Annotated in this window: 21 protein-coding genes; 18 read left to right on the top strand and 3 right to left on the bottom strand. The window is 68.8% G+C overall.

Annotated features, from left to right (window positions below):
• The first annotated feature begins 7 nt into the window (after positions 1-7).
• From ACWDUD_RS29120 to ACWDUD_RS29080, 9 genes are all read left to right on the top strand, one after another.
• Complete coding sequence (locus tag ACWDUD_RS29120; RefSeq protein ID WP_450111593.1) at positions 8-835, top strand: mycofactocin-coupled SDR family oxidoreductase; 828 nt, start codon at positions 8-10, stop codon at positions 833-835.
• A complete protein-coding gene (locus ACWDUD_RS29115) occupies positions 832-1,647 on the top strand; it encodes an SDR family NAD(P)-dependent oxidoreductase (protein ID WP_450111592.1) in 816 nt (271 codons plus the stop codon). Before ACWDUD_RS29120 ends, ACWDUD_RS29115 begins: the two co-directional genes overlap by 4 nt.
• Before the next feature lie 45 nt (positions 1,648-1,692).
• The gene (locus ACWDUD_RS29110) at positions 1,693-2,880 is read left to right on the top strand and encodes a thiolase C-terminal domain-containing protein (protein WP_197252255.1); all 1,188 of its coding nucleotides are present in this window, start codon (positions 1,693-1,695) and stop codon (positions 2,878-2,880) included.
• Positions 2,877-3,359: a Zn-ribbon domain-containing OB-fold protein gene (locus ACWDUD_RS29105; protein WP_450111591.1), complete on the top strand. Its 483-nt coding sequence runs from the start codon at positions 2,877-2,879 to the stop codon at positions 3,357-3,359. The genes ACWDUD_RS29110 and ACWDUD_RS29105 overlap by 4 nt, the downstream gene beginning before the upstream one ends.
• Positions 3,356-3,787 carry a Zn-ribbon domain-containing OB-fold protein gene (locus tag ACWDUD_RS29100; RefSeq protein WP_450111590.1) on the top strand — a complete coding sequence of 144 codons (432 nt, stop codon included), beginning with the start codon at positions 3,356-3,358 and terminating at the stop codon, positions 3,785-3,787. The genes ACWDUD_RS29105 and ACWDUD_RS29100 overlap by 4 nt, the downstream gene beginning before the upstream one ends.
• Positions 3,784-4,926 (top strand): thiolase family protein, encoded by a 1,143-nt coding sequence (locus ACWDUD_RS29095; protein ID WP_450111589.1) that lies wholly within the window; start codon positions 3,784-3,786, stop codon positions 4,924-4,926. The genes ACWDUD_RS29100 and ACWDUD_RS29095 overlap by 4 nt, the downstream gene beginning before the upstream one ends.
• Positions 4,927-4,967: 41 nt before the next feature.
• Entirely contained in the window at positions 4,968-6,257 is a 1,290-nt protein-coding gene (locus tag ACWDUD_RS29090) for an acyl-CoA dehydrogenase family protein (RefSeq protein WP_450111588.1), read from the top strand.
• Positions 6,257-7,348: a phosphotransferase family protein gene (locus tag ACWDUD_RS29085; protein ID WP_450111587.1), complete on the top strand. Its 1,092-nt coding sequence runs from the start codon at positions 6,257-6,259 to the stop codon at positions 7,346-7,348. The genes ACWDUD_RS29090 and ACWDUD_RS29085 overlap by 1 nt, the downstream gene beginning before the upstream one ends.
• Before the next feature lie 121 nt (positions 7,349-7,469).
• Positions 7,470-8,363, top strand: a complete 894-nt coding sequence (locus ACWDUD_RS29080; RefSeq protein ID WP_450111586.1) for a TIGR03619 family F420-dependent LLM class oxidoreductase — start codon at positions 7,470-7,472, stop codon at positions 8,361-8,363.
• 64 nt (positions 8,364-8,427) lie between these two features.
• On the opposite strand, the gene ACWDUD_RS29075 is transcribed toward ACWDUD_RS29080, so the two are convergent.
• The 3 genes from ACWDUD_RS29075 to ACWDUD_RS29065 all read right to left on the bottom strand — a co-directional run bounded on the left by ACWDUD_RS29075 (position 8,428) and on the right by ACWDUD_RS29065 (position 11,407).
• Positions 8,428-9,147, bottom strand: a complete 720-nt coding sequence (locus tag ACWDUD_RS29075) for an SDR family NAD(P)-dependent oxidoreductase (RefSeq protein WP_450111585.1) — start codon at positions 9,145-9,147, stop codon at positions 8,428-8,430.
• 113 nt (positions 9,148-9,260) lie between these two features.
• Positions 9,261-10,544, bottom strand: a complete 1,284-nt coding sequence (locus tag ACWDUD_RS29070; protein ID WP_450111584.1) for an MFS transporter — start codon at positions 10,542-10,544, stop codon at positions 9,261-9,263.
• 134 nt (positions 10,545-10,678) lie between these two features.
• On the bottom strand, positions 10,679-11,407 hold the full coding sequence (locus tag ACWDUD_RS29065; RefSeq protein WP_231610541.1) for a FadR/GntR family transcriptional regulator: 729 nt from the start codon (positions 11,405-11,407) through the stop codon (positions 10,679-10,681).
• 199 nt (positions 11,408-11,606) lie between these two features.
• Between ACWDUD_RS29065 and ACWDUD_RS29060 the strand changes: the two genes are divergently transcribed.
• The 9 genes from ACWDUD_RS29060 to ACWDUD_RS29020 all read left to right on the top strand — a co-directional run bounded on the left by ACWDUD_RS29060 (position 11,607) and on the right by ACWDUD_RS29020 (position 22,332).
• A complete protein-coding gene (locus ACWDUD_RS29060) occupies positions 11,607-12,413 on the top strand; it encodes an SDR family NAD(P)-dependent oxidoreductase (RefSeq protein ID WP_197252265.1) in 807 nt (268 codons plus the stop codon).
• Between the two features lie 201 nt (positions 12,414-12,614).
• Positions 12,615-13,832, top strand: a complete 1,218-nt coding sequence (locus ACWDUD_RS29055; protein WP_197252266.1) for a CaiB/BaiF CoA transferase family protein — start codon at positions 12,615-12,617, stop codon at positions 13,830-13,832.
• Between the two features lie 133 nt (positions 13,833-13,965).
• A complete protein-coding gene (locus tag ACWDUD_RS29050) occupies positions 13,966-15,135 on the top strand; it encodes an amidohydrolase family protein (protein ID WP_197252267.1) in 1,170 nt (389 codons plus the stop codon).
• A gap of 243 nt (positions 15,136-15,378) precedes the next feature.
• A complete protein-coding gene (locus ACWDUD_RS29045; protein WP_450111583.1) occupies positions 15,379-16,632 on the top strand; it encodes an acyl-CoA dehydrogenase family protein in 1,254 nt (417 codons plus the stop codon).
• An 85-nt stretch (positions 16,633-16,717) separates the two neighbouring features.
• Positions 16,718-17,782, top strand: coding sequence for an ABC transporter substrate-binding protein (locus ACWDUD_RS29040; RefSeq protein WP_450111582.1), 1,065 nt, complete (start codon positions 16,718-16,720; stop codon positions 17,780-17,782).
• Positions 17,783-17,870: 88 nt separating this feature from the next.
• Positions 17,871-18,155 (top strand): hypothetical protein, encoded by a 285-nt coding sequence (locus tag ACWDUD_RS29035; RefSeq protein ID WP_197252270.1) that lies wholly within the window; start codon positions 17,871-17,873, stop codon positions 18,153-18,155.
• A 61-nt stretch (positions 18,156-18,216) separates the two neighbouring features.
• Entirely contained in the window at positions 18,217-19,398 is a 1,182-nt protein-coding gene (locus tag ACWDUD_RS29030) for an acyl-CoA dehydrogenase family protein (protein WP_197252271.1), read from the top strand.
• Positions 19,399-19,426: 28 nt separating this feature from the next.
• Complete coding sequence (locus tag ACWDUD_RS29025; protein ID WP_450111581.1) at positions 19,427-20,593, top strand: ABC transporter ATP-binding protein; 1,167 nt, start codon at positions 19,427-19,429, stop codon at positions 20,591-20,593.
• 5 nt (positions 20,594-20,598) lie between these two features.
• Positions 20,599-22,332 carry an ABC transporter permease gene (locus ACWDUD_RS29020; protein WP_450111580.1) on the top strand — a complete coding sequence of 578 codons (1,734 nt, stop codon included), beginning with the start codon at positions 20,599-20,601 and terminating at the stop codon, positions 22,330-22,332.
• The last annotated feature ends 111 nt before the right edge of the window (positions 22,333-22,443 follow it).

Raw genomic sequence — 22,443 nt, 5'->3', positions numbered from 1 at the left:
CACCCTCATGGGAAGAGTTGAAGGAAAAGTCGCGCTGATCACCGGCGCGGCGCGCGGCCAGGGCCGCTCGCACGCCCTGCGTCTCGCCGAGGAAGGGGCGGACGTCGTCCTCCTCGACGTGTGCGCGCCGATCGGCTCGGTGCCGTACCCCCTCGCCACCGAGGACGACCTGAAGGAGACCGAGGCGCTGGTCGCCGCGACCGGCCGGAAGGTGCTGTCCCGCGTTGCCGACGTCCGGGACCAGTCGCAGCTCGACGCGGCGGTGGCCGACGCGATCGGGACCTTCGGGTACATCGACATCGTGTGCGCCAACGCGGGCATCGTCGGCTTCCGGCCCACCTGGGAGCTGAGCGACGCCGAATGGCAGGACATGCTCGACGTCAACCTCACCGGCGTGTTCCACACCGTCCGGGCGGTCGTCCCCGAGATGATCCGCGGCGGCCGGGGCGGCTCCATCGTTATCACCAGCTCCATCCAGGCGATGCTCGGCTCGGCCAACATCGGGCACTACAACGCCTCCAAGAGCGGCGTCGTCGGTCTGATGCGGACCCTCGCCACCGAACTCGGACCGCACGGGATCCGCGTCAACACGGTCAACCCCAGCGCCGTCGAGACCCCGATGCTGCACAACGACGCGACCTTCCGGATCTTCGGGCCCGATCTCGAGAACCCCGGGCCCGATGACCTGTGGGAGCGTTCGAAGGACCGCAACCCCATGGGAATCGGCTGGGTCGCGCCCGAGGACATGAGCAACGCCGTGTTGTTCCTCGCCTCGGACGAAGCACGTTTCATCACCGGCGTGGCACTGCCGGTCGATGCGGGGGTACGACTGTGACGGCTCTGGACAACGAAACCCGGCCCGAGACCGCCCGGGTGCCGCGCAGGCTGGAAGGACGCCGGATCTTCCTCACCGGTGGCGGCAGCGGCATCGGCGAGGCCGTCGCGAAGCGACTCGCCGCCGAGGGCGCAGCGGTCGCGGTGACCGATGCTCGTGGTGAGGCCGCCGAGTCGGTGTCCGACGCGGTTGCGGAGACCGGCGCGCAGACGCTGGGGCTGCGGTGCGACGTCGGCGACGAAGCCTCCGTCGAGGAGGCCGTGGCTGCGGCGGTCGCCGAGTTCGGAGGTCTCGACGGTGTGGTGACCTGCGCGGGGGTCAACGGGACGGCGATGCTCCACGAGATGGAACTCGCCCACTGGGAACGCATCCTGCGGGTCAACCTCACCGGTACCTTCCTGCCGCTGCGTGCCACCCTGCCGCACCTGCTCGAGGCCGGCGGCGGTTCGATCGTCACCGTCGGCTCGGTCGCATCCTTGGTGGCGACCAACCTGAACACCCCCGGGTACGACGCGTCCAAGGGCGGTGTCCTGCAGCTCACCCGGTCGGTTGCCATGGGCTACGCGGACCGGAACATCCGCGCGAACTGCCTGTGCCCCGGCCTCGTGACCACGGGCCTGCGCGTGAACTCCCGGGCGCTGCAGGGCCCCGAACCGGAACCGACCCGCAGCCGGGTGGTGGAGAACACCGCGCTCGGGCGCTCGGCGGAACCGGCCGAGATGGCGTCCGTGGTGGCCTTCCTCCTGTCCGACGACGCCTCCTTCGTGACCGGCGCCGCGATCGCCGCCGACGGCGGATTGACCGCGAACTGACTCCCCGCCCGCCCGCAGCGGGCACGACACAGAGGTGACTCACACATGCCCACCGACCCGACCTGGCGCAGAGATGCCTGCGCCATCGCAGGAATCGGAACCACCGCGTTCTCGAAGGACTCCGGTGTCTCCGTCACGGCGCTCGCCGTCGAGGCCGCCGCGGCGGCCCTCGAGGACGCCGGACTGACCCCCGCCGACGTCGACGGCGTCGTCCGCAACGACATGGACCTGGTCTCGTGCGCGGCCCTCGCCGACGGCCTCGGCGTCCCGCACCTGACCTACTGGGGCGAAGCGGGCCCCGGCGGCTCCGGCCCGGCCGCGATGGTCGCCCAGGCCGTCGCCGCGATCATGAGTGGTCAGGCGACCACCGTCGTGGTCTTCCGCTCGCTCAACGGCCGCTCCGGCCGCCGCTTCGGTCTCTCTCCGGTCGTCACCCCCGAGGTGGGCGGCAACGAGACCTTCGAGGAGTTCTTCGGTCCCTACGGGCTGTTGTCCTCGGGCCAGTACTTCGCGCTGGTGGCCCAGCGCTACATGACGCAGACCGGTCTGACCTCCGAGCAACTGGCGCAGATCGCCCTGGTGACCCGCAAGCGTGCCAATGCGAATCCGGCCGCGCAGATGTACGACCGGACGATGACGCTCGACGACTACTTCGACTCGCGCATGCTGTCGTCGCCGCTGCGGCTGTTCGACTACTGTCTCGAAACCGACGGTGCCGCAGCGGTCGTCGTCACCACCGCCGAACGCGCGAAGGACCTGCGGCAGGCTCCGGCGCTCATCCGGTCGGTCGCGATGTCGACCTGCCGTCATCCGCAGCCGGGCCTGATGTACCCGACGCTCATGCGCGAGGACATCACCGCGCTGCCGTCGCGGGAATGCCAGGAGACGCTCTACAGCCGGGCCGGTCTCGGACCGGCGGACGTCGACGTCGCCCAGATCTACGACTGCTATTCGATCACCGCCCTCATCCAGCTCGAGGACTACGGGTTCTGCAAGCGCGGCGACACCGGCGACTTCCTCGCCGAGGGCCAGATCGATCTCGGCGGAGCGATACCGATCAACACCAGTGGAGGACACATGTCCGAGGGATACATCCACGGAATGAACCACGTCGTCGAAGGGGTGCGGCAGATCCGCGGCACCTCCACGAGTCAGGTCGAGGGTGCACAGGTCTCCCTGGTCACCTCGGCTCCGCCGCCGGCGGCATCCGCGCTGATCCTGGTGGCGGCATGAGCGCCGCAGCAGCCGCGAGCGCGGCTACCACCGCCCGGCTCCGCCCCCTCGTCACCGAACGGGGCAGCGCCGGCTTCTTCTCCGCCGCCGCCCAGCGCCGTATCGAGATCCTCACCTGCGAGGACTGCGGCCGGCGCATCCACCTGCCGCGCCCGCGCTGCGTGCACTGCGGCAGCACGAACGTGGCGTGGACGCCGGCGCCGCAGACCGGCACCGTGTACAGCCACACCGTCGTCGAACATCAGGTCCATCCGCTGTTCCCGGTGCCGTACACCGTGATCGTCGTCGACCTCGACGGCGAGGAGGCCGGCGTGCGGCTGATCGGCAACCTGCCCGGTCGTGCCGAGGTCACCGCCGGCACCCCCGTCCGCTGCACCTTCGAGGACCTCGGGGAGGATGCCGCCGGAAACCCCGTGGTCCTGCCCGTCTGGGAGATCGACACCGAGCGCGCGAGCGCCGGAACCGAGGAGGACGAATGACCACGGCACCCACCCGACCGATCGACCCGGTCCTGTTCGCGGACGACGACCCGAGCAGCGCGCTGCGCGGTGCCCGCTGCGCCCGCTGCGCGACCGTCACCTTCCCGATCCAGCACAGCTGCCCCCGCTGCGGCGCCGCGGAGATGAACCCCGAGGCACTGCCCACCGAGGGGGTGCTCTGGTCCTACACCGTGCAGTCCTTCGCCCCGAAGAAGCCGTTCCTGCACACCGAACCGTTCACCCCCTTCGGAGTCGGCTACATCGACCTCGGTGACGTGATCGTCGAGTCCCGCCTCACCGTGAACGACCCGAAGTCACTGGAGATCGGGATGCCGATGCGGTTGTGCAGCATCGTCAACCACGTCGACGACGACGGCACCGAGGTCGTCACCTTCGCATTCGCACCGAGCAAGGAGGAGACGGCATGAAGGTCGCGATCGTCGGTATCGGCATCCACAGGTTCGGCCGCACCGAGGGCGTGAGCGGCCTGGAACAGGGCGCCTACGCGGCCCGGCAGGCGATGGCCGACGCCGGAGTCGAGTTCAAGGACATCCAGTTCGCCTACGGCGGCAGCGATTCCGCCGGCAACGCCGATACCCTCGTGTCCACCCTGGGCCTGACCGGACTGCCCTTCGTCAACGTCTCCAACGGATGCGCCACCGGCGGCAGCGCGCTGACCTCGGCGGTCAGCCGGATCCGGTCCGGCGAGGCCGATCTCGGTCTCGTCGTCGGGTTCGACAAGCATCCCCGCGGCGCGTTCAACCCACGCCCCGAGGACAACGGGCTGGGCCGCTGGTACGGCGAGTCCGGGATGATGGTCACCACCCAGTTCTTCGCCATGAAGATCCAGCGGTACCTCGTCGAACACGGACTGCCGAAATCGCTGCTGGCCACGGTGGCAGCCAAGGCGTTCCGTAACGGCTCGCTCGCCCCGCACGCGTGGCGCCGCACCCCTCTGACCGAGGAGGAGATCGCCGGCGCCACGATGGTCAACGACCCGCTCACCCAGTACATGTTCTGCTCCCCGGCAGAGGGCGGGGTCGCGCTCGTGCTCGCGCGCGCCGACCAGGCCCCCCGCTACACCGACACCCCGGTCTTCCTCGAGGCCGCCGAACTGCGGTCCCGGCTGTTCGGCTCGTTCGAGGTGTTCAGCCCGTGGACCTCACCCGAACGGGCCGACGGGCCGACGGTGACCGCCTCCCGGGCGGCGTTCGAGGCCGCCGGGATCGACCCGAGCGACGTCGACGTCGCGCAGATCCAGGACACCGAGGCCGGCGCCGAGATCATGCACCTCGCCGAGACCGGCCTGTGCAAGCACGGCGAGCAGGCGACCCTCATCCGGTCCGGCGCCACCGAGATCGGCGGGGCGATTCCCGTCAACACCGACGGGGGCTGCCTCGCCAACGGCGAACCGATCGGTGCCACCGGCCTGCGCCAGGTGTACGAGAACGTCGTGCAGCTGCGCGGCGCCGCCGGAGACCGGCAGGTGCCGGGTGATCCGAAGGTCGGGTTCACCCACGTCTACGGCGCCCCCGGCATCAGTGCGTGCACCGTCCTCACGCGCTGACCACCCCCGAATCTTCACGACAACGGCAGGAGACGATCGACATGGCATGGGATTTCGAAACCGACCCCGAGTTCCAGGCGAAGCTGGACTGGGTTCAGAAGTTCGTCGACGAGGAGGTCGCGCCCGTCGACCGCGTCATCGAACACGCGTGGGACGTGACCGACCCGACGCGCAACAAGCTCATCAAGCCGCTGCAGCAGATCGTGCGCGAGCAGGGATTGTGGGCGTGCCACCTCGGCCCCAAGCTCGGCGGTCCCGGCTACGGCCAGCTCAAGCTCGCGCTGCTCAACGAGATCCTCGGCGCCACCCACAGCGGCCCGGTCGTGTTCGGGTGCCAGGCGCCCGACTCCGGGAACGCGGAGATCCTCGCGCACTACGGCACACCGGAACTGAAGGAGCGTTATCTGCAGCCGCTCATCGACGGCGACATCGTCTCCTGCTACTCGATGACCGAACCCCAGGGCGGCTCGGACCCGACGAGCTTCGTCACCCGCGCCGTCCGCGACGGCGACCACTACGTCATCAACGGCGAGAAGTGGTTCTCCTCGCACGCTCGGTTCTCGTCGTTCCTCATCGTGATGGCCGTGACCGACCCCGACGCCCCCCGCACCAAGCGGGCGTCGATGTTCGTCGTCCCCATGGACACGCCGGGCATCGAGATCGTCCGGAACGTCAGCGTGTGGGGCCACCAGGAATCCGAGGGCACCCACGCCTACATCCGCTACACCGACGTGCGTGTCCCCGCCGACCACCTGCTCGGGGAGGAGGGCGAGGGCTTCGCCGTCGCCCAGACCCGGCTCGGCGGCGGTCGCATCCACCACGCGATGCGCACCGTCGGCCTGGTCAAGGCGTCGCTGGAGATGATGCTCGAACGCGCCGTGTCGCGGCAGACCCGCGGCCGCTCGCTCGCGGACATGCAGATGGTGCAGGACATGATCGCCGAGTCGTGGGTCGACCTCGAGCAGTTCCGTCTCCTCGTGCTGCGCACCGCGTGGAAGATCGATCGGCTCGACGACTACAAGAAGGTCATCGCAGACATCTCCGCCGTGAAGATGGTGATGCCGAAGGTCCTCAACAACGTCGTCTCCCGCGCGATCCAGCTGCACGGCTCGCTCGGCATCTCCACCGAGATGCCGTTCGGCAAGTGGCTGCTCGAGAGCTACCACATGGGCCTGGCGGACGGCGCGACCGAACTGCACAAGCAGCAGATCGCCAAGCAGCTGCTGAAGACGGCGACGCCGGCCGAGGGACTGTTCCCCACGGCCCACCTGCTCGCCCAGGACGCCGCAGCGGAGGCCAAGTTCGGGCTGCCCGCCTTGGGGGTGCAGTGATGACCGGTGTCGCGGAGGAGCCGCGCGTCGAGGTCGCCCCCGTCCGTCCCGGTGAGGAACTCGACTGGGACGCGCTCGAGACGTACCTGCGGTCCCACGTCGACGGACTCGACGGGGAGTTCTCCGTGCTGCAGTTCCCGCGCGGCTCGGCGAATCTGACCTACCGGGTGTCCTTCGGAGACCGGCCTCTGGTCGTGCGGCGACCGCCCTTCGGGAAGATCGCGCGCGGCGCACACGACATGGCGCGTGAGCATCGGGTGCTCTCCCGCCTGTACCGCGCATACGACCGGGCTCCGCGCGCGCTGCTGCACTGCGCGGACACCTCCGTCGTGGGGGCCGAGTTCTTCGTCTCCGAGTACCGCGAAGGAGTCGTGGTCTGGGACGAGATCCCGGACTCGATGGCGCAGCACGCCGATGCCGGAAGGCGGATCGGTTTCGCCGTGGTCGATGCGCTCGCCGATCTGCACGCGGTCGACCCGGCGTCGTGTGATCTCGCCGATCTCGGCCGGCCGGAGGGATATCTGGAACGGCAGGTCGCCGGCTGGTCGGCCCGGTGGGACGCGGTTGCCGAGTACGCGCCCGGACGCGAGGTCGCCGAACTCGTCGAGGAGGTCGGCCGTCGTATCCGGGCCGATATTCCGGCGAGTCAGCGGGCCGGGATCGTGCACAACGATTACAAGGTCGACAACTGCCAGTTCCCGCACGAGAACCCCGATCGGGTGAAGTCGGTGTTCGACTGGGACATGGCCACCACCGGTGACGTGCTGGTGGACCTGGGCACCCTGCTCAACTACTGGCCGGACCGGACCGTGGCTCCCGAGTCGGACGCGGCTTTCATCGTCGTTCCCGGGATGCACGCCCTCGATCTGCCGTCGCGGGCGGAGATCGTCGAGCGGTACGCCTCGGGCAGCGAGCTCGACCTCTCGCGCATCGACTGGTACGAGGCCTTCGGCTGCTGGAAGACCGTGGTCATCCTGCAGCAGCTCTACGCGCGGTTCGTGCGCGGGGAGACCACCGATCCGCGGATGGGACAGCGCGGGGAGCTCGTCGCGCCGCTCGCGCGCCGGGCGCTCGGGCTGCTCCCGGCCTGACCGGGAGTCCGCCTCGAAGGGGCACGTCCGGCCGCCTCGTGCCATCGGACGTGCCCCTTCGGCGTTCTACGAACGCCGCCACCACACGAATGTCGCCGTCACCCGACCTCGAGGAGAGACCGTGTCCACGCTCGGACTGTGCACCTACGGAACCACCCCCCACGACGCGCTCGAGCTGGCCCGCGCCGCCGACGAACTGGGGTTCGACGCGCTGTGGCTGGGGGAGCACGTGCTGCACCCGGCCGCGTACGCGAGCGAGCACCCGTCGGCGGGGACCCGCCAGCATCACTCGGGGCCGATCGTCGACGACACGACCGAACTCACCGATCCGCTCGCCCTGCACGCGGCGATCGCGGCGGTCACCGAACGCTTGAGGCTCGGCACGGCCGTGTATGTCACCGCGCTGCGTCATCCCCTGCACACCGCGCGCAGCACGATCACCGTTCAGGAACTCAGCTGCGGGAGGCTGCTGTTCGGTGTCGGCGCCGGATGGCTCGAAGAGGAGTTCGCCGCGCTCGACGTGCCCTTCGCCGGGCGGTTCTCCCGCACCGACGAATGCGTGGAGATCCTGCGCAAGGCGTGGGGCGGCGAGTCGTTCTCCCACGAGGGCACCTTCTATCGGTTCGACGAGGTCCGGCTGCATCCTCGACCCGTGGCCGTGCCGGTCGTCTACGGGGGCAACGGGCCCCGCGCGCTTGCTCGTGCAGCTCGTCTCGGTGACGCCTGGATCTCCTCGGGCACACCCACTTTCGAGGAGGCCGTGGAGTTGGTGGGCGTCCTGCGCCGGCACCGCCTGGAGACGGGCGGGAACACGGAGTTCCCGTGCTACGTGCGGGTCGAGGTGACCGAGGAGACCACCGCGGCCGATCTCGAACGGTATCGGGAACACGGACTCGACGACCTCGTCGTGTGGGCGGACGCGGGCTGGAAGGGCGCGACCGTCGCGGAGCGACGTGCAAACCTGGCGGCCCTCGCGGACCGGCTCGGCGTGAGGGCCGCGTCGGGCCTTCGGTGAACCGAACGCAGGAGGACCCCGCGGCTTCGGCTGCGGGGTCCTCCTGCGTCCACGGGGTGTGCGATCAATGACCGGCGGTGGTCCCGGTGACGGGGATCAGTGCGCCGGTCACCGACCGGGCGGAGTCGCTCAGCAGGAACGCGATGACCTCGGCGATGTCGGCCGGGCGGGCCCACGAGGAGGTGTCGGCGTTCGGCATGGCCTGTCGGTTGGCAGGGGTGTCGATCATGGACGGCACCAGGCCGTTGACACGGATCGAGTCGGGAGCGTACTCGACCGCCATGCTCTGCACCAGCGCTGCGACAGCGGCTTTCGAGGCGATATAGCCGGCGGCGCCCGGGAACGGGTGTGTCGCGGCTGCCGAACCGATGCACACGACCGAACCGCCGCCGCGCCGGATGAGTTCGGGCAGTGCCGCTTGGGTGACGAGGTAGGCGATCCGCAGGTTGAGGGAGAGCTGAGCGTCGAGCACGTCGACGGGTGTCTCGTGGACGCGGCTCCCCGAGTGGAAGCCTCCGACGAGGTTGACCAGTCCGGTCAACGGCCGGGATTCGTCCGCGGTGGCGAGGCCGACGACCCGCTCGACGTCGTTCTCGTCGGACAGATCGGCCTTGACGAGGACGAGATCGGGGTGTGGCGTCAGCCGACTCGCTTCGGCCTCGTCGTACCAGGGGACGACGACCCGCGAGCCGGTCGCGAGGAGACGTTCGGTGACCGCGGTGCCGAGACCACCGGTTCCGCCGGTCACGACGACGGAACCGGATCCGAGGGAAACTTCGCTCATGACGGGGCCTTTCGATGCCGGGAGGGGTAGCTGCCGTCCGGGCGGCAGACGAGCGCCCGAAAACATGACTATATTTGTGGTGTTAGGAAGCATAGCGCGTCCAGTGGTCTACGTCACCCCCTGCTCGTGGAAGGGGCGGCGGCAGGCGCGATCGGCCCGCCCTCCGTGGGGGTCTGCGGGTCGTGGCGCCGCGGACCGGGAGCTCCGCGTCGGGGTAGCTCGGACAGGCTTCGTCGGCCGAATGCAAGGGCGCCCAGTCCGAGTGCGGTGGCGCCCGCGGCCGCCGCGAACGGCACGTGCGGGTTGGTGACCTCGCCGAGCCACCCGGCAAGCCACGGCGCGCAGGCGCCGCCGCCGAAGCGGACGAAACTGTAGCTCGCCGCCGCGGTGGCTCCGTCCACGGTGGACACCTGCATCCCGATCTCGGTCACGAGCGCATTGAGCAGTCCGACGAACAGGCCGGAGACGATGATGCAGGTCGTCACGACCGCGCGGTTGTCCGTGAAGACGGCGACGATCGCGAGAGTCGTCGCGAACAGGACGAGAGCGGCCGCGACGGTCGGTACAGCGCCCACCGATACTCTCAGGCGGGGTGCGGCCACGACGGACGCGAACACCAGGCACACGCCCCAGCCGGAGAAGATGAAACCTGTTCGAACGGGCGAGAATCCCAGCACGAACGGTCCGTAGGAGAACAACGCGAAGAGTCCGAGATGGTAGAGCAGCGACACCGCGGCGACCGAGAACAGCCCCCGATGGGCGAGGGCGCGAAAGGGTGCGGTGATCGCGGTCGGTTCGGATGCTCCCGGCGTGCGAGGAAGAACCACCGCCAGAACGACGAAGGACAGAGCCATCAGGGAGGCGGAGCCGAGAAACGCGGCGCGCCAGGAGATCTGCCCCAGGATGCCACCGAGCAGCGGGCCGGTGGCGATCCCGGCGCCCACTGCGGCTTCGTAGCAGGTGATCGCGCGTGAATGGTGTCCGGGCATCGTCGCCACGATCGCGGCCAGGGCCGTCGCGACGAACAGTGCGTTGCCGAGCCCCCATCCGGCGCGGAACCCGATGATCTGCCCGAGGGCCCACGATGCGCTCGATCCCACCGCGGCAAGTGCGATGAGCGACAGGCCGATCAGCAGGGTGGTACGTGCCCCTATCCGGCTCGAGATCCATCCGGTGACCACCATCGCCAGGCCCATCACCGCCATGTAGCTGGTGAACAGCAGGGACACCTGGGCCGGCGACCCGCCGAGTTCGCTGGAGACGGACGGAAGGATCGGGCTCACGACCCCGATGCCCATGAACACCCCGACCGTGGCGAAGGCGACCGCCCAGCCCGCGCGGGGGAGTGCGGTGCGCCCGCGTGGACGTTTCGGATCGGGAACAGGATTCGACGGCAAGCTGATCTCCGGTTCGGTACGACGACCTGCGGCGACGATCCGGCGGCCGTGCGGGCGCGCCGGATCGCCGGTGGTCGATGTTCAGGTCACGGGTGGGTGCCCGGGATGCAGGTCGAGACCGAAAGGTGGGACAGTCAGCGCCAATCCACGCGTTCGTTCAGCATCCGGGGGTTCAGAGCGGAGAGATTGTCGATCACCTCGCGCATGTGCTCGCGTGCGAGACGGCGGGCAAGTTCGGACTCGCCGGCGGCGATGGCGTTGTGGATCGCCTTGTGGGGTCCTTCGAAGCCTTCGCGCTCCTCGTCGTCCCAGACATCGGGGTGCGCTTCGAGCATGCGGAAGGTGTAGATGTGCGCGAGCGCCGACCCGGTGAGGGTGAGGATGTAGTTTCCGGACATCTCCCGCAGTGTCTGGTGGAATCCGACTGCGGTGTCGATGACTTCGTCGTCGGACATCTCCGGCACGATGTGTTTGCCGGCCAGTGCGTCGAGATCGACGTCCTCGCCCGCTGCGACGCGATCGGCGAGCATCGCGGCCGCGAGGCCTTCCATCTCCAGTGCCGCCTCGGCGACCTCACGGAATCGAACGCCTTTCGCCTGCAGATACATCGACAGGGTGTCGCCGAATTCGCTCCCCGTGGGTTCGGAGACGATCGGTCCGCCGCCGAGTCCCTGCCGTACCGTCACCAGGCCCTGCGCCTCGAGCAGGCGCAGCCCCTCGCGAACGGACGCACGGCCGACGCCGAAGCGCCGCGCCATCTCGGATTCGGCCTCGAGGGGTGAACCGGGAGCCAGCTGCCGGTCTGCGATCTCCCTGGCGACCATGCGTGCCACGGTGCGCGAGACCTTTTCGTTGCGAGTCATGGCTACCGCGCGTCGTCGCGCGGCGGTATCCGACTGCGAACTTGTGAAGTTGCGAGTCATGGTGTCCTCGTCGTCTGCAGGGACCCGCACTCGTCCGGGCGGGGGTGAGCGTGCGGCCGAGTATAGGGAGAGAGTTCCGCGATCAAGGCTACCCCCAAATATATGTATGTTTCGGTTGGTTAATGCTATACCACTTTCTATGACTCAGAACACACCTACACGCGACATTTCCGCAACGAATACGGGCGCAAGGACTCTCGCCGGTCAGCATGTCCTGGTTACCGGGGGCAGCGAAGGAATCGGCTACGGGATCGCCGAACGTCTGCTCGAAGCGGGCGCGACGGTTTCCCTCGCGGCACGCCGGCCGGAGGTGCTCGACGCGGCGGTCGGGAGACTGCAGACGCGGTGCGAGGACACGGCCCGGGTCTCGGGCGTCGTCGCGGACATCAGCGACGCGGATTCGATCGCCGCGATGTTCGAAACCGCCCAGGACCGGAACGGGCCGCTCAACGTACTCGTCGCCAATGCCGGCAGCGGGAGCGTGGTGCCCTTCCTCGAACTCACACCGCAGCAATGGCAGGACTGCATCGACCTGAATCTCACGGGGACGTTCCTCTGCGTGCAGGCGGCGGCGCGATCGATGGTCGAGCGCACGGACGAAAACCGGTCCATCATCGTCGTCTCCTCGATCCGGGCGCTCGGTGCGCGTCCCTCGCTCGTTCCCTACGGCACCTCGAAGGCGGGACTCAACCAGCTGGTCCGCCTCGCGGCCTACGAGCTCGCGCCCACCGGGGTGCGCGTGAACGCGCTGTCGCCCGGTATCACGGCGACCCCACTGGCCCAGGACCGCAACAACCTGTTCGACGAGCGGGCCGCGACCGTGCCGATGGGCAGGGCGGGAACCCCGGCGGACATGGCCGCTGCCGCGCTGTATCTCGCGAGTCCGGATTCGGCGTTCGTCACCGGCACGAACCTCGTGGTGGATGGGGGTGAGTCGCTCTACTGACCCATCCCGCGCGGCGTCGCCTCACGGCCTCCCGAAAATTGTGATGTACAACGCACAAAACATTGCTATAGTTACGGTGTTTTCAGCTCACGTCCGAGCATCCGCCGAATTCCGGACCGCCTCTCGCGGAGTCGTTCGGCGCTGACTTCCCATCCTGCGCGCGGCCGTTCGCGGCCGCGAGACGACGAAGGAGAACACTCGATGACCACGGTGATGAACGGGATCAAGGTCGTAGAGGTGGCGCTGTACGCGTTCGTCCCCTCGGCGGCCGCGATCCTCTCCGACTGGGGAGCCGACGTCGTCAAGGTCGAGCACTCGGATTTCGGTGACCCCACCCGGTCCACCGCGGCCTGGGGTGTCCCCGCCCACGTCGACGGCCTCGCGAGCCTGTTCGAGATCAACAACCGCGGAAAGCGTGCCGTCGCACTGGATATCGCCCACCCGGAGGGCCGCGAGGTCCTCATGAAGCTCGTCGAATCCGCCGACGTCTTCATGACCAACTTCCTGCCCGATGCGCGCGCCAAACTCGGCATCGACGTCGACGACATCTTCGCCCGCAATCCCCGGATCGTGTACGCGCGGGGCACCGCCCAGGGCGTGGCCGGCCCGGACAGCGACAAGGGCGGCTTCGACGGCATCACCTACTGGGCACGCTCGGGGGCCGCCGGGTCCATCGCTCCGGACGACCTGGACTGGCCTGCCAACATGCCGGGACCCGCCTTCGGCGACTCCCAGAGCGGCATGGCCCTGGCCGGTGGGATCGCGGCCGGCCTCCTCCACCGTGAACGCACCGGTGAGGGCATCGTCGTGGATACCTCGCTGTTCTCCGTCGGTGCGTGGGCGATGCAGGCGACGATCGCGGGCTGCCAGATGGTCGGCGCCGACGAGTTGCCGTATCCCGACCGCCACAACCCGGTCAACCCCGTCTCGAACATCTACCGGACCAGCGACGGTCGCTACATCCATCTCGCGCTGCTGCAGAGCCAGAAGTTCTGGCCCGGCCTGTGCGAGGCGATCGGCCTGTCCCACCTGATCGACGATCCGCGCTTCGCGACCTTCGAGGACCGCGCGCGCAATTCCCGTGAGTGCACGGCGATCCTGACCGAGGTCTTCGAACAGCGCACCCTCGCCGAGTGGACCGACATCCTCGGCAAGCAGGAAGGCCAGTGGGACGTCTTCCGCAAGCCGATCGACGTGCTGTCGGATCCGCAGGCCCTGGCCAACGGCTTCGTCCGCACCGTCGAGTACGAGGACGGGCGGACCCTGGACATGGTGACGGCACCGACCTCCTTCGGCGGGCAGGCCCCGACGCTGACGCGAGCCCCTCATCACGGAGAACACACCGACGAGGTGCTGCTCGAACACGGTCTGGACTGGGACCGCATCGTCGAACTCAAGATCGCCGGCGCGATCAAGTAGAGCCTCTCCGCCCGACCGGACAGAGATTCCGGCCCGATCCGACGGAGCCTTCCGGCTGCGACCCGAGGTCGCCGCCTCCCGCGCACCTGCGCACCGACAGTTTCCCTTCCCTATCTCCACAAGAGGAGTTCTCGTGTACGACCTTCGAGATATCAAGATCATCGACACCGACACCCATGTCGTCGAGCCGCCGGACCTGTGGACGTCCCGGATGTCGAAGAAGTGGGGCGATCTCGTTCCCCACGTGCGGTGGGACGAGGCGCGCGGCGACGAGGCGTGGTTCGTCTCCGGAACCCGTATGAGCGCCGTCGGCGCCCCGGCGATGGCCGGCTGGCACGAGTACCCGCCGAGCTGCCCTCCGCGCTTCGTCGACACCGATCCGCGCTCGTGGGATCCGGGCAAGCGCCTGGCGCTCATGGACGACTACGGCATCCACGCTCAGATCCTGTACCCGAACGTCGCGGTCTTCAGCCAGAAGACGCTGCAGTCCAACGGTTCCAACGAACTGCAGCTCGAGTGTGTCCGCGCCTACAACGACTACCTGACCGAATGGGCGCAGTTCGCGCCGGGCCGCTACGTTCCGGTGGGCATCCTGCCCTTCTGGGACATGGAGGCCACCCTCGCCGAGGTCGAGCGTGTCGCGGCCGCCGGTCACAAGGGCCTGGTGTTCACCCAGAACCCGGCCGCCTTCGGACTGCCGATGCTGACCGACCCGTACTGGGACCGGCTGTGGGCGTCGGCGCAGGAGAAGAAGCTGCCGATCAACTTCCACATCGCCTCCGGTGAGGTCGATCTGAGCGGCTTCGGGCACGAGAGCAACGGCGTGGCGGCCAACTACGGCATGATGGGCATCTCGTTCTTCATGGACAACGCCCGGACGATCTCCCAGCTCATCTTCGGCGGCATCTGCGACCGCTTCCCGGATCTGAAGTTCGTCTCGGTCGAATCGGGTATCGGCTGGATGCCGTTCGCGCTCGAGGGCATGGACTGGCAGTGGCGGAACAGCGGCGTGCACAAGGAGCACCCGAACTACGAACTGCTGCCCAGCGAATACTTCAAGCGGCAGATCTTCGGCTGCTTCTGGTTCGAGCAGGATTCCGCACGCAGCGCGATCGAACAGCTCGGCGCCGACAACGTGCTCTACGAGACCGACTACCCCCACCCCACGTCCATGTCCCCGGGACCGGCGAGCGATGCCATTCGCCCGGACGACTACCTCCGGCGCAACTTCGCGCACCTGTCGGAGGAAGACGCGCGCAAGATCCTCCACGACAACGCCGCGGCCCTCTACAACCTGGACTGACGTCCTCGAGTCCCAGGTGCCGGCCCCCGCGCGCGACGTGCGGGGCCGGCACCGGCGGTCCGCGCCGGGCCGGCGGTCGCGGGGTGACACGCGTCTCCCGTACTGCTGGACTGTGATCCAAATCTCCGTTAATATGCGTATGTTCCCAATGGATGCCGAGCGGATAGTTTCTGCCACCGGCCGCGGACCGACCAGAAGCCCGACTGTCCCGTCCCCCGGACAGCCTCAGCCAGTGGAGTATTCATGTCCCCCTCGGAATTCGAGACCCGTGCCCGCACCTGGGTGACCGACACCCTGGCCCGACTGGCGTTCACCGTCCGCGAGGACGAGTACGACGTCTCGGTCTTCCACGATCTCGGCGAAGACGAGGAGCGAGCGCTCCTCGACCGCCACCGCACCTGGCAGCGCGAGAAGTTCGACGCCGGCTACGGAGCGCTCGGATGGCCGAGCGAGTACGGCGGCGCGGAAGCCGGAACCGAGATCGCCGAAGCCTTCGCGCGGATCGAGAACGAATTGTGCCCGCTCCCGCCGCACGAGCTCGTCTCGGTCACCCTGCACCTCATCGCCCCCACCATCAGGCTCCTCGGTACCGACGAGCAGAAGCAGCGGTTCCTGCCGCGGATGCTTCGCGGTGAGCTTCTTGCCTGCCAACTGTTCTCCGAGCCCGATGCCGGCTCCGACCTCGCGAATCTGGGAACTCGCGCGGTGCGGGACGGTGACGACTGGATCGTCTCGGGGCAGAAGGTCTGGACGTCCGGAGCACAGTTCGCCGAATGGGGTGAACTCATCGCCCGCACCGATCCCGATCAGCCCAAGCACCAGGGCATGACCGCATTCCTCGTGCCCCTCGACGCCCCTGGCGTCGAGATCCGCCCGATCCGGCAGATGTCCGGAGGCAGCAGCTTCAACGAGGTGTTCCTCGATCGGGTCCGCATCCCCGACTCCCTGCGTCTCGGAGAGGTGGGAAAGGGATGGTCCGTCGCCCTGACCACGCTCGCCTTCGAGCGCGAGGGCGGTTCGAACACCGCGAACGTCGGCGGACAGTTCTCCCAGCTCGTCGCCACGGCCCGGCGGCTCGGCCGTGACGAGGACCCGCGCGTGCGGGAGCAGCTGGCCCGGGTGTATCTGCGTCAGCAGCTGGCCGCGGTGGATCTGCTGCGCGACCGTCAGGCGCGCGACGGCGGAGCCGCTCCCTCGGCGATCGGATCGGTCCGCAAGATCCAGTGGGTCGACAAGCTTGCCGCGGTCTCCGCTGCAGCCCGAACGGTGTTGGGCCGCAACCTGATCGCCGACACCGGTATCCCCGGTACCTACGAATGGAATGCGCACGTTCTCGGCGCCCCCGGCTACAGCATCGCCGGCGGCTCGGATCAGATCCAGCGCAACATCGTCGCCGAGCGGCTTCTGGGACTCCCCGCGGAGGCTCGTGCGGACCGCGGCCTGACCTGGCGTGAGGCGCGCAGTCGCGTCCACGGCCGTGCCACCTCCGGAAGCTGAGCACCCTCCGCGACCCACCGTTCGACCCCGTGCGTCCCCGGCGCACGTCGCTCGACTCTTTCAAAACCTCCCCGAAAGGTCTGCCATGAGATTCGCGTCGCTTCGTCGCTCGATCGCCGGAATGGGTATCGCCGCAGTGACTTTCGCTGTCGCTGGGTGTGGATCCGGTGCCACGACCGAGGTCTCCGCCGACGATCTCGGCCCCGCCGGAGACAGCGCCTGGGCGGAGCTCGTCGAGGCTGCCGAGCAGGAGGGCTCGGTCACCTACTTCACCGGCCAGCCGACGGACAACCTCCAGGAACTCGCTTCCCGATTCGAGTCGGCGTACGGCATCGAGGTCGAGATCGTGCGCGACAACGACGCCAACCTCCAGACCAAGCTCGCGGCGGAAGCGGAAACCGGTCGTCATACGGCCGACGTCATCGCAACCGCCTCCCGGCCCTGGGTGGACACGCGCCTGGCCGAGGGGTACTTCGTCCCGGTCACCGGCCCGGCCTTCGGCGCCGCCGAGTTCGACCGCGAGAAGTTCCTGCGCGACGACGACCGGATCTTCCTCTCGTCGGCTGCGGTTCTCACCTACGGCTGGAACACCAGCCGGGTCCCGGACGGCATCGACGGATACGAGGGGCTGCTCGATCCCTCGCTCGCGGACGGGAAGATCGGCGTGATGCTTCCGGTGTCGTCCGCGGTCGTGGACTTCTACGACTTCCTGGGCGACACGGTGTCTCCCGACTTCGTCGAGAAGCTCGCGGGCCAGAAGCCCCGCACCTACCCGGGCGCCCAGGCGATGGCCCAGGCGCTGACCTCCGGTGAAATCGCCGCAGCCGTCTACACCATGCCGCTCACCGCGGAAAAAGAAGCCGGCGCGCCCGTCGATTCCGGTCTGCCCTCACCGGTCTTCGGTGCTCCCTTCCTCACCGGAGTCTTGGCGAACGCGCCCCATCCCAACGCCGCACAGCTGTTCGCGAACTTCCTGGTGACCAAGGCGGGACAGGAGGCCGTCGCCGACCGCGCCGGCTCCGTGCTGCCCGGCATCTCCACGGCCGCGACGTCCGCGGACGACATCTGGGTCAACAGCCGGATCGTCACCGCCGACGACACCGAGGCCTTCCGGGCCGAGTTCGCGCGGCTGTTCGGTTCCAGTCAGTAACAACCCCCGGCCGCCGGGGGCGCCGATCCCGGCACCCCCGGCGAGCCTCCGGTGACCGAACCGGTCCCGGACACGAGAGGAATGAAACATGAAGGTCGGAGAACGTCTCAAGAGCCCCGTGTGCGGCGCGGAAGTCGTGATCGTCCGTGTGGACGACAACGTGGCCGGCCCCCTGCTGTGCGGGGGAGAGCCGATGTCCGCCGACGCGGCACCGGCCGCCCCGGCGGCGACGACTCCGGGACTGCTCATCGGAAAGCGATACGAGGGCGGGGGAGTCGAGGTGCTGTGCGTACGGCCCGGCGCCGGCCCCCTGGCGATCGGCGACGCGGTGCTCGCCGAAAAACAGGCCCGCCCCCTCCCGTCCTCGGACTGAGCAGATCCCCGACGCCGGCAGCAGTCCAACCGGCTCCGGCACCCCCAGGAAAGGCGACAGCATGATTCTCTCGAGCGCGGTCGGCGCAGAGGACACGGCGCTCCTCGTCGACACCATCCGGGCCGCCGTCGGCAGAGCCGACCCGGCCGACGGACGGTCCGAGCGGGTCTACCGCGACGGTCCCCTCGACCACGACCTGTGGTCCGTGCTCGGCCGCGAGATCGGAGTCGGTGCCCTCGCCGTCCCGGAAACTCACGGCGGACTCGGAACCTCCTACGCCACCGTGGCGGCCGTCCTCGAAACCCTCGGCGCGGAACTGACCCGCGTCCCGGTCCTCGGCAGCGTCATCGCCGCCACCGCGCTCGCGCGCTGCGCAGAGCACCCCCTCGCCCGCGACCTTCTCGAGGAGATCGCCTCGGGAACGAGGATCGTCGCCACCGTGGTCCCCGGGGACGATCTCGACACGCCCGGTGACGGCACCTTCCGTGCCGTCGACGGCGGCGAGGGCGTGACCCTCACGGGCCGAGCGGAGTTCGTGCTCGACGCAGTTGCGGCGGACACGGTCCTGGTCCACGCTGTCGACAGGTACGGATCCCTGGGCTTGTACGCGGTCGACCGTACCCATCTGACGGTGGAGCCGATGCAGACGACCGACGCCACCCGAGGTCTGGCGCGAGTCCACGCCGAGGACGTCCCCGCGACCCTGCTCACCGACCGCCCCGAACCCGGCCGCGTGCGCGATCAGGCTCTCGTGGCGTTGGCGTGCGACAGCCTCGGAGTCGCCCGCGCGTGCCTCGACGCGGCGGTCGCCTACGCGAAGGAACGCGTCCAGTTCGGCCGTGTCATCGGCGAGTTCCAGGCCATCAAGCACATGCTCGCCGAAGTGGCCGTCGCCGTCGAACTCGCCGATTCCGCTGTGGCGCACGCGATCTGGGCTGTCGAGGAGGGTACCGATCGCGATCTCGCCGAAGCGGCCGCCATCGCCGCACTCGCCTGCGGGGACGCTGCGGATCTCGCGACCGCCACCAACGTCCAGGTACACGGTGGCATCGGCTTCACCTGGGAACACACCGCCCACCTCTACTACCGCCGGGCCCTGGGCTCGAGCGTGCTGTGGGGAAGCGCGGACGATCACGCGCAACGGTTGTATCTGCTCGCGACCGACAGCGCCCGCTCCGACGACGCCCCGAACCCCGACCGTCTCCGCGAGCCGGCGTCGGCCCTGTTCGCCCCCGAGGCCTGAATCCTGCCGGTCAGAAAGTGAGTCCACGATGTCCCATGTCTCGATCCGCCAGTTGCTGAAAAACTTCGACGGCAAGCCCCCGACCGTGGCCGTCGACCACCTCGACCTCGAGATCGAGGACGGCGAATTCCTGGTGCTGCTCGGCCCGTCCGGCTGCGGCAAGACCACCACGCTGCGATGCCTCGCCGGGCTCGAACAACCCGCGAGCGGTTCGATCACCCTCGGTGACCAGGTCGTCTTCGACGGCGCGCGGGGAGTGAACCTGACCCCCGACAAGCGGTTCATCGGCATGGTGTTCCAGTCGTACGCCCTGTGGCCCCACATGACCGTCCGCAAGAACATCGCGTACCCCCTCAAGTCCCGCAAGCTCACCGACGCGCTCCACAGCGGCCGGGTCGAGGAGACCGCGGCCCTCGTCGACTGCGAACGCCTGCTCGACCGGCTGCCCGCCGAACTTTCCGGTGGGCAGCAGCAGCGCGTCGCGCTCGCTCGCGGTCTCGTCTCGCACCCCGACCTCGTGCTGTTCGACGAGCCGCTGAGCAACCTGGACGCCCGGCTCCGCGACCAGGTCCGCGCCGAGCTGCACGATCTGCACCAGCGCAAGCCGTTCACCGCGGTGTTCGTCACCCACGACCAGAGCGAGGCGCTCGCCCTCGGCACCCGCATGGCGATCATGCGCGCCGGGCAGATCGTGCAGATCGGCCCCCCGCGGGAGGTGTTCGAGGAACCCGTCGACGAATACGTCGCCGGCTTCACCGGCATGTCGAACCGGCTGCCGTGCGAGTACGTCGACGGCCGGTGGTACGCACTGGGCGCCGAGATCCACGGCATGCAGCCGCGAGCGGCGGCGTCGGTGGGCTCGTTCGTGATCCGGTTGCGGCCGGAGAAGGTGCGCCTCGTCGCCGATGCGGCGGATCTGCGATCCGGCGAGGCCGGGATCGCGGTGCACGTCGACGATGTCGAATACGGTGGCCTGCATCTGGATGTCATGTGTTCGGTGGCGGTCGAGGGTTCGGCACGGCGGCAGTTGCACGCCCGGATCCCGACGTACGACTCGTCCCGGGCACCGCGGACCGTCTCCCGGGGCGCGGCGATGGTTCTTGCGTTCGAACCGATCGACGGCCGCACCTTCGACACCGACGGCAACGCGCTCGCGATGCCTCAGCAGGCGCTCGTCGGCGCCCTGGCGGGGTGAGGGCGATGGCTGTGGTGACCTTGCCGGGCAACGACCTCGGCGAACAGCGCCCGAGTGTCACCGGTGGATTGCAGAGCGACGCCGTCCGGTCGGTGGCGCGTCGGCTGGGTGTCGTGGCGTTCGTCGCGCTGCTGGCATATCTGGTCGTCGTCCCGGTGGTGCGGTTGCAGTCGACCGCGTTCGAGGACGGAGCCGCGGGATACGAGCGCGCGTTCGGTCTCGAACGGCTCGGTGGAATTCTGTGGAACACGGTCGGTCTCGCGCTCGGTTCGCTGACGATCGCGATGGTGCTGGGCACCGCGCTGGCGTGGGGCGCGAACCGCCTGCCGCGCCGGCTGGCGGTGCTCGAGATCCTGCCCATCCTGCCGATCGTGATTCCCGCGGTCGCGGCGATCGTCGGGTGGGCGTTCCTGCTCTCGCCCCGGCCGGGCTATCTCAACGCGATGCTGCGGAATCTGCCGTGGTGGTCGCACCTGGAGGAAGGCCCGATCGACATCTACTCGATCCAGTGGATCGTGATCATCACCGGGTTCTCGCTGAGTTCGTTCGTGTACATGTTCGTCCGGTCCGGATTCGAGAACATCAACTCCGAGATGATCGAAGCGGCACAGGTGTCCGGCATGCCGGAATGGAAGGTCTTCTTCAAGATCACGCTGCCGCTGCTGCGCCCGACCCTGATCTACGGCGCCGGCGTGGCGCTGCTGCTGGGCCTGGGCCAGTTCACCGGACCCCTGCTGCTGGGCACCAACACCGGTGTGAGCGTGCTGACGACGGAGATGTACTTCCAGATCAGTGACTCGCCGGCGCAGTTCGCGACCGCCGCCGCACTCGGGTCGCCGCTGCTGATCGTCGGGATCGTGGTGGTGTTCGCGCAGAAGGCGCTGCTGGGCAACCAACGACGCTTCGTCACCCACGGCGGCAAGGCCTTCCGGTCGCAGGGACGTCCCTCGAAGACCGGGGTGGCGATCATCCTGTTGTTCTCGCTGCTGTCGACGGTGCTACCGATCCTGGCGCTGGTGTTCGTGGCCCTGTCGCGGTACTGGAGCGGCACCATCAGCTTCTCGGCGCTGACGTTCGACAACTTCCGCACGATCTTCTCCGGGTCCGCGGTCCCCACCGCGATCGGCAACAGCGTGATGTTCTCGCTGATCGCCATGGCGATCGTGCTGCCGCTCGGGTTCGTCGCGGCGAACCTGATCGTCCGGGGACGCAACTACCCGGTGCTGCGGGTGATCGCGGACGTCCTCGTGTCGATTCCGCTCGGTGTGCCGGCGGTGATCTTCGGTGCGGCGTTCCTGCTCACCTACACGCAGGGACCGATCGTCCTCTACGGCACCCCGTGGGTGGTCGTCCTGGTGTACGTCACGCTGATGCTGCCGTTCGCGACCCGGATGCAGCTGTCGTCGATGCTGGCACTCGGTGACGCCTACCTCGAGGCCTCCCGGGTGAGCGGCGCCGGGTTCGTCGCCACCAACGTGAAGGTCCTGCTGCCGCTCATGCGCGGCAGCCTCGGTGGAACCGCGGCACTGCTGTTCGTCCTGCTCACCCACGAGTTCACCGCGTCGCTGCTGGTGCGGGCCTCGCAGACCCAGGTGATGGGCACGATCCTGTTCGAGTACTGGTCCAACGGCGGCTATCCGCTGGTCGCCGCCGTCGCGCTGGTGATGACAGGGGTGACGGCGGTCGGTGTCGTCGCGGCGATGCTCGCCGGCGGGACCGACGCTCTCAGCAAGATGTGATCGCTCTCGGAGCATCCGCCCCGTGCGTGGTTTCGGTAGTCCCCACTACCGAAACCCGCGCGGACCGGCTCGGTCGCCGCGGCGAACGCGTCGGGGTCGGCAACCGCCGCG

The sequence above is a fragment of the Rhodococcus sp. NPDC003382 genome (genome assembly GCF_053589135.1).
This window is presented reverse-complemented; position numbering and strand designations above follow the sequence as displayed.